We start from the raw sequence: 7,192 nt of genomic DNA, 5'->3' as shown, positions 1-7,192 counted from the left end.
GGGATGCCATCCCCTCCGGCACGGGCCCGGGGCGCGGTGGTTCCGTGACCGACGATCGGGGTGGTCGGCCCCGGGGATCGATCGGCACCAGAGTGGGGTGCCGGCCGGCCACGGGACACCGCGCCGGAGCGCGGGGGAGCGGGTGCCGGGGGTGCCGGGGACCGGGTGGGTTCCCCGGGGCACCCCGCCGACCTGCTCTTTCACCCCGATGAAGCGATGGCCGAGGGTTTTCAACACCTTCAACAATTGGTCCCACGCGGCGCTCCCGACGCCGAATTGACGAATCATGCATCACTCTGCATACTTATTCCTGTCAGTGTGCGCATCCCAAGGAGAGCCCCGTGACCGAGCGAGTGGTACTCGCCTATTCCGGCGGGTTGGACACCTCCGTCTGCATCGGCTGGATCGCCGAGGCGACCGGAGCCGAGGTCGTGGCCGTCGCCGTCGACGTGGGCCAGGGCGGTGAGGACCTGGACGTCATCCGCGAGCGGGCCCTCGCCTGCGGCGCGGTCGAGGCGGAGGTCGTCGACGCGCGCGACGAGTTCGCGGAGGGGTACTGCCTCCCCGCCATCCGGGCCAACGCGCTCTACATGGACCGCTACCCGCTGGTCTCCGCGCTCTCCCGGCCCGTCATCGTCGAACACCTGGTGGCCGCCGCCCGCCGGCACGACGCCGGCGTCGTCGCCCACGGCTGTACCGGCAAGGGCAACGACCAGGTCCGCTTCGAGGCGGGCATCGCCTCCCTCGCCCCCGACCTGACCTGTCTCGCCCCGGTCCGCGACCACGCCATGACCCGGGACAAGGCCATCGCCTTCGCGGAGGAGAAGGGCCTGCCGATCGCCACCACCGGGAAGTCCCCGTACTCCATCGACCAGAACGTCTTCGGGCGCGCGGTGGAGACCGGCTTCCTGGAGGACATCTGGAACGGCCCCGTCGAGGACCTCTACGAGTACACCCGCGATCCCGCCGCCCCGCGCGGGGCCGACGAGGTCGTCATCACCTTCGACAAGGGCGCCCCGGTGGCCCTCGACGGCCGTCCGGTGACGGTTCTGCAGGCCGTCGTCGAGCTCAACGAGCGCGCCGGCGCGCAGGGGATCGGCCGCATCGACATGGTCGAGGACCGGCTGGTCGGCATCAAGTCCCGCGAGGTCTACGAGGCCCCCGGCGCGATGGCGCTGATCACCGCCCACCGGGAATTGGAGAGCGTCACCGTCGAGCGCGAACTGGCCCGCTTCAAGCGGGGTGTGGAGCAGCGCTGGACCGAACTGGTCTACGACGGCCTGTGGTTCTCCCCGCTCAAGCGGGCCCTGGACGGCTTCGTGAACGAGGCCAACGAGCACGTCTGCGGGGACATCCGGATGACCCTGCACGGCGGGCGCGCGGTTGTCACCGGTCGGCGCTCGGAGCGGTCGCTCTACGACTTCGACCTGGCCACCTACGACACGGGCGACACCTTCGACCAGTCGATGGCCAAGGGCTTCATCGAGATCTTCGGCCTCTCCGGGAAGATCGCGGCCAAGAGGGACCTGACCCGGTGAGCGCCACGACCCCCGAACCCGGCACGGGCCCCGACGTGCGGCTGTGGGGCGGTCGGTTCGCCGACGGTCCCGCGGCGGCGCTGGAGAAGCTGTCCGCCTCCGTCCACTTCGACTGGCGGTTGGCCCCCTACGACATCGCCGGCTCCCGGGCGCACGCCCGGGTGCTGCATGCCGCCGGCCTGCTGGACGCCGACGAGTTGAAGCGCATGCTGGCCGGCCTGGACCGGCTCGCCGCCGACGTCGCCGACGGTTCCTTCACCGGCACCGTCGCCGACGAGGACGTGCACACCGCCCTGGAACGCGGCCTGCTCGAGCGGCTCGGCCCGGAGCTCGGCGGAAAGCTGCGCGCCGGTCGGTCGCGCAACGACCAGGTCGCCACGCTGTTCCGGATGTACCTGCGCGACCACGCCCGGACCATCGGTGACCTGCTCGCCGACCTCCAGGAGGCGCTGATCGGACTGGCCGAGGCCCACCCGGAGGCGGCCATGCCCGGCCGCACCCACCTCCAGCACGCCCAGCCGGTGCTCTTCGCCCACCACGTCCTGGCCCACGTCCAGGCGCTGTCCCGGGACGGCGAGCGGCTGCGGCAGTGGGACGAGCGCACCGCCGTCTCCCCCTACGGTTCCGGCGCGCTGGCCGGCTCCTCGCTCGGCCTGGACCCCGAGGCGGTCGCCCGTGAACTGGGCTTCGAGCGCGGCTCCTCGGGCAACTCCATCGACGGCACGGCGGCCCGTGACTTCGTCGCCGAGTTCGCCTTCGTCACCGCCATGATCGGGATCAACCTCTCCCGCATCGCGGAGGAGGTCATCCTGTGGAACACGAAGGAGTTCTCCTTCGTGACCCTGCACGACGCCTTCTCCACCGGCTCCTCGATCATGCCGCAGAAGAAGAACCCGGACATCGCCGAGCTGGCGCGCGGCAAGTCCGGCCGGCTGATCGGCAACCTCACCGGTCTGCTCGCAACCCTCAAGGCCCTGCCGCTGGCCTACAACCGGGACCTGCAGGAGGACAAGGAGCCGGTCTTCGACTCCTGCGACCAACTGGAGGTGCTGCTGCCCGCGTTCACCGGAATGATGGCCACCCTCACCGTCCACCGGGAGCGGATGGCGGAGCTGGCCCCGGCCGGTTTCTCGCTGGCCACCGACATCGCCGAGTGGCTGGTCCGGAGCGGGGTTCCGTTCCGGGTCGCCCACGAGGTGGCGGGGGAGTGCGTGAAGGTCTGCGAGGCCGAGGGCATCGAACTCCACGAGCTGACCGACGAGCGGTTCGCGGAGATCTCCCCCCACCTCACCCCGGAGGTCCGCTCGGTGCTGGACGTGCCCGGCTCCCTCGCGGCCCGCTCCGGACGGGGCGGCACGGCACCCGCCGCCGTGGCCGTGCAACTGGCCGAGATGAAGGCCGAGCTGGCCGTTCAGCGGGCCTGGGCCGGCAAGGAGCGGTCGACGGCGGGCTGAGTCCCGCGAACGGGCCGGCGGCGACCGGCCCGAACACGCCGGGGTAGCGCAGACCGATCCGCTCGCGCACCCGGTCCAGCGTCCGCATCACGGCCAGGCTGCCCTCGTGCGGCACCAGCGGGGACTCCGTCTCCCCGGCCCGCAGCGCGCGCATCACCTCCGCCGCCTGGTGGGTGTAGCCGGCCTCCGGGTCCTCCGTCGTGAACCGCTCCGGCTCCCGACCCGCCCGGCGCAGGGTGAACTCGGAGGGCACGAAGAACCCGCCCGGGAACTCGATTCGGCCGCCCGTCCCGGTCACCGCCGCCCATGTCGGCGTCTCCGCCGTCAGGGAACAGTTGAGCGTGGCCAGCGCGCCGGAGTCCCAGCGCAGCAGCGCGGCGGTGTTCACGTCCACCCCGCCCCGCAGATCCGCCGAGGCCAGCACCTCCTGCGGCTCGCCGAGCACCAGATGGGCGAAGGAGACCGGGTACACGCCCAGGTCCAGCAGGGCGCCGCCGGCCAACGCCGGATCCAGCAACCGGTGCCCGGGCGGGAAGGGACCGGCCAGACCGAAGTCGGCCTGGACCGAGCGGACCTCACCGATCGCGCCGTCCGCGATCAGCGTCAGCATCCGGCGCACCAGGGGGTGACAGTAGGTCCACATCGCCTCCATCAGGAAGACGCCGCGGTCCCGGGCCAGTTCCACCAGGCCGCGCGCCTGTGCCTCCGTGACGGTGAAGGGCTTCTCGCACAGCACCGCGCGCCCGGCCTCCAGGCAGGCGGTCGTCGCGGCGGCGTGAGCGGTGTGCGGGGTGGCCACGTAGACCACGTCGACCCCGTCGTCGCCGGCCAGATCCTTCCAGGAGCCGTGCGCCCGGGCTATGCCGTGCCGGTCGGCGAAGCGGCGCGCGGACTCCGGATTCCGCGACCCCACCGCCACCACCTCGGCGTCCGGCATCTGCCCCAGATCCCGGGTGAAGCTCTCCGCGATGCCCCCGGTGGCCAGGATCCCCCAGCGGATCGGGACGGGGGAGAGGGGGGTGCCGGTGGTCTGCATGCGGGCTCCTCGGGGGCGGGTGGACGGCCGTTCGGCACGCCGGCGCCCATCGTAGCCGGCGCCCCCGGTGCCGGCCGGGGGCGTCCGCACCCCGGGAAGGCCTCCCACGAGCGGTTTTCGCGGGACGCGGAGCCCCGGCCGGAGGTCGGGGCTCCGCCCGGAGAGGGCACGGGGCGGGGCATCCGGTCGGCGAGCCCGTGGGACGGGGCGATCTCCGGGAGGCGTACGGCTGTCCGGGGCCCCCGACGCGGGGGCCCGGAGAGCACACGGACCGCGCGGTCCGCGCGGTCCGCCGGCTAGGCTGTCGGACATGTCCGTACTCCGCGCGATGCCGCTGCTCACGGTGAGCCATCTCGATACCGCGATCGACACCCACGTCCGGGTCACCGGGATGGAGGTGATCATGCATCACGGCTGGATCGCCATCCTCGCCCCGCCCGCGGATCACTCCGCGCAGGTCGGTCTGATCACCGAGGACCCCACGGGGCCGGTGAATCCCTCGGTCTCCATCGAGGTGGAGGACCTGGAGGCGAGCCACGAGGCGGCCCGCGCCGCCGGAATGGAGATCGTGTACGGGCCGGCGGACGAGGAGTGGGGCGTACGACGATTCTTCTACAGGGATTCCGACGGCAACGTCGTCAACGTCCTCTCGCACCTCTGACCATCGGGTCTCCCGGCTTTGCGTCACGTCACCCCCGGAACGCGTTCCCCCATCGGTTCCCCGACGCACGGCCCGGGGGCGCGAGGTCGCCGGACCGGGGCGGTGAGGGGCCGAACCCCTGGTGTCCCCGGACCGGGGAGCGGCGACACGGGGTCAGGGGGCGGTGGGGAAGCGGCGACGGCCGGCTCAGGCGGCGCGCGCCGTCGCGGTCGATTCCTCCGCGGCCGGGCGGTGGGCGGACCCGCACGGTGCCATCCGGGTGACCGTCGGCGCGGCGTCGGCCGAGGCCACGGCCTTCGCCTTGGTGGCGTACATGTCGACGTACTCCTGGCCCGACAGCCGCATCACCTCGGCCATCACCTCATCGGTGACGGCGCGCAGCACGTACCGGTCGCGGTCCATGCCCTCGTAGCGGGAGAAGTCCAGGGGCCGGCCGAAGCGCACCGTCACCCGCAGCCCGGGGCCGACCCGGGGCAGCCCGGCCCCGCCCGGCTGGATGCGGTCGGTGCCGATCATCGCGAACGGCACCACCGGGGCTCCGGTCATCAGGGCGAGGCGGGCGACCCCCGTCCGTCCCCGGTACAGCCGACCGTCGGGGGAGCGGGTGCCCTCGGGATAGATCCCGAAGCACTTGCCCTCCTCCAACACCCGACATCCCGTCATCAGCGCGGCAACGCCGCCGCGTCCGCCGTCGCGGTCCACCGGGATCATGCCGACGCCGGTGAAGAACCACGCCATCAGTCGGCCCTTGAGCGACCTGCCGGTGACGTACTCGTTCTTGCCGATGAAGTACACCCGCCGGCCGGTGACCAGCGGCAGGATCATCGAGTCGATGAAGGTGACGTGATTGCCGGCCAGAATCACCGGACCCTCGCCGGGGATATGGTCCGCGCCCTCCACCCGGGGGCGGAACAGGAGCTTCAGAAGCGGCCCGAGCAGGGACTTGAGCAGCACGAAACGGGACACGGACCCTCCGGGTGGGACATTCCGCGCGTGAGCACGCGCCGATGGAACCCTAACGCGCACGACGCCCCGGGGCCCACCCCGCTCGAACAGCGGACGAGGTCGGGGCGGTCGGGGCGGTCGGGGCGCGCGCCCCGTCGCCGACGCGTCGTCCGGCGTTCGCCGCCGGGTCACACGCCCGGCCACCCGTTCCCCCTAGCCTCGTGCCCGCGCACCGGGTGCCGCCCCGGCTCCCGGTCCCGCAGGTCCCCCCGTTCCCCGGGCGCCCGTGTGCCCGGGGAACCCGTTCCGGAGGAGCCCCATGGTCACCGGCCGTCCCGACGAGTCCCCCACTACGGCCCCCGCGCGCCGCGCCCTGCTGGGCGTCGCCGCCCTCGGCGCCGTCGCGGCGGGCGGCGTCCTCACCGGCGCGGGCACCGCCCACGCCGCCCCGTCCCCCGGCGCGGCCGGGAGTCCCGGCAAGGGCAGGGGGTTCCGCGGCCTGCCGTCGCCCACCGTCATCGCCCACCGCGGTTCGAGCGGGTACCGCCCGGAGCACACCATGGGCGCCTATCAACTCGCCCTGGACACCGGCGCGGATGTCATCGAACAGGATCTCGTCCCCACCCGGGACGGGCATCTGGTGTGCCGTCACGAGAACGAGATCTCCGGCACCACGGATGTCGCCGACCACCCGGAGTTCGCCGACCGCCGGGCGACGAGGACCATCGACGGTGTCACCGTCACGGGGTGGTTCACGGAGGACTTCACGCTCGCCGAACTGAAGACCCTGCGGGCGGTGGAGCGCATCCCGGACCAGCGGCCCGACAACACCCTCTACGACGGGCGTTGGGAGGTGCCCACCCTGGAGGAGGTGATCCGCTGGGCCGCCGAACAGGGACGCCGCCGGGGCCGCCCGGTGTGGCTGCACGCCGAGACCAAGCACCCCTCCCACTTCCGTTCGATCGGCCTGCCGTTGGAGGAGCCGCTGGCCGTCCTGCTGCGCCGTCACGGGTTGCACCGCGAGAACTCCCCGATCTTCCTGCAGTCCTTCGAGCCGACCAGCGTCCGCCGGCTGTCGCGGCTGGTGGACACCCCGGGGGTGGTGCTGTTCTCCTCCGCCGGCAGTCGGCCGCGCGACCTCGAACTGGCCGGGGACCCGAGGACGGTGGCCGATCTGATCACCCCGGGGGGACTGCGGGAGATCGCCGGCTACGCGAGCGGCATCGGCCCCACCCTCGACCTGGTGATCCCCCGCCGGGCCGACGGCACGCTGGGCACCCCCACCTCCCTGGTCGCCGACGCCCACCGGGCCGGGCTGATCGTCCACCCCTACACCCAGCGCAACGAGAACCGGTACCTGCCCGCCGAGTTCCGCGTCGGCGGCGACCCCCACCGGTACGGCGACGCCTTCGGCGCGCTCCGGGCGTGGTTCGCCACCGGCATCGACGGCATCTTCACCGACCACCCCGACACCGCCCTCCTGGCCGCCGCCGATCACCGCGCCTGACGCCGGGTCCCGTCCGCGACGGGCAATGTTCAAACCACCGCTCCCCGTCGG

5 protein-coding genes and 1 pseudogene are annotated in these 7,192 nt (G+C 73.0%); 4 read left to right on the top strand and 2 right to left on the bottom strand.

What is annotated here, in order from left to right:
• The first annotated feature begins 341 nt into the window (after positions 1-341).
• Positions 342-1,538 (top strand): argininosuccinate synthase, encoded by a 1,197-nt coding sequence (locus tag LZF96_RS06135; RefSeq protein WP_233866557.1) that lies wholly within the window; start codon positions 342-344, stop codon positions 1,536-1,538.
• Entirely contained in the window at positions 1,535-2,992 is a 1,458-nt protein-coding gene (gene argH / locus LZF96_RS06130) for an argininosuccinate lyase (protein ID WP_233866554.1), read from the top strand. Before LZF96_RS06135 ends, argH begins: the two co-directional genes overlap by 4 nt.
• Before the next feature lie 157 nt (positions 2,993-3,149).
• Here the strand turns inward: argH and LZF96_RS06125 are convergent.
• Positions 3,150-4,028 (bottom strand): annotated as a pseudogene (locus LZF96_RS06125) (Gfo/Idh/MocA family protein); the annotation flags it as partial.
• A gap of 310 nt (positions 4,029-4,338) precedes the next feature.
• Between LZF96_RS06125 and LZF96_RS06120 the strand changes: the two are divergent.
• Positions 4,339-4,689 carry a VOC family protein gene (locus tag LZF96_RS06120; RefSeq protein WP_233866552.1) on the top strand — a complete coding sequence of 117 codons (351 nt, stop codon included), beginning with the start codon at positions 4,339-4,341 and terminating at the stop codon, positions 4,687-4,689.
• A gap of 186 nt (positions 4,690-4,875) precedes the next feature.
• Here the strand turns inward: LZF96_RS06120 and LZF96_RS06115 are convergent, their stop codons facing one another.
• Complete coding sequence (locus LZF96_RS06115; RefSeq protein ID WP_233866549.1) at positions 4,876-5,655, bottom strand: 1-acyl-sn-glycerol-3-phosphate acyltransferase; 780 nt, start codon at positions 5,653-5,655, stop codon at positions 4,876-4,878.
• Between the two features lie 298 nt (positions 5,656-5,953).
• Here LZF96_RS06115 and LZF96_RS06110 point away from each other — a divergent pair, with 298 nt between their 5' ends.
• Positions 5,954-7,141 carry a glycerophosphodiester phosphodiesterase gene (locus LZF96_RS06110; protein ID WP_233866546.1) on the top strand — a complete coding sequence of 396 codons (1,188 nt, stop codon included), beginning with the start codon at positions 5,954-5,956 and terminating at the stop codon, positions 7,139-7,141.
• Positions 7,142-7,192 lie beyond the last annotated feature (51 nt).

The organism is Streptomyces sp. ST2-7A, from assembly GCF_021390475.1.
In the GTDB taxonomy this organism is placed as follows: Bacteria; Actinomycetota; Actinomycetes; order Streptomycetales; family Streptomycetaceae; genus Streptomyces.
This window is presented reverse-complemented; position numbering and strand designations above follow the sequence as displayed.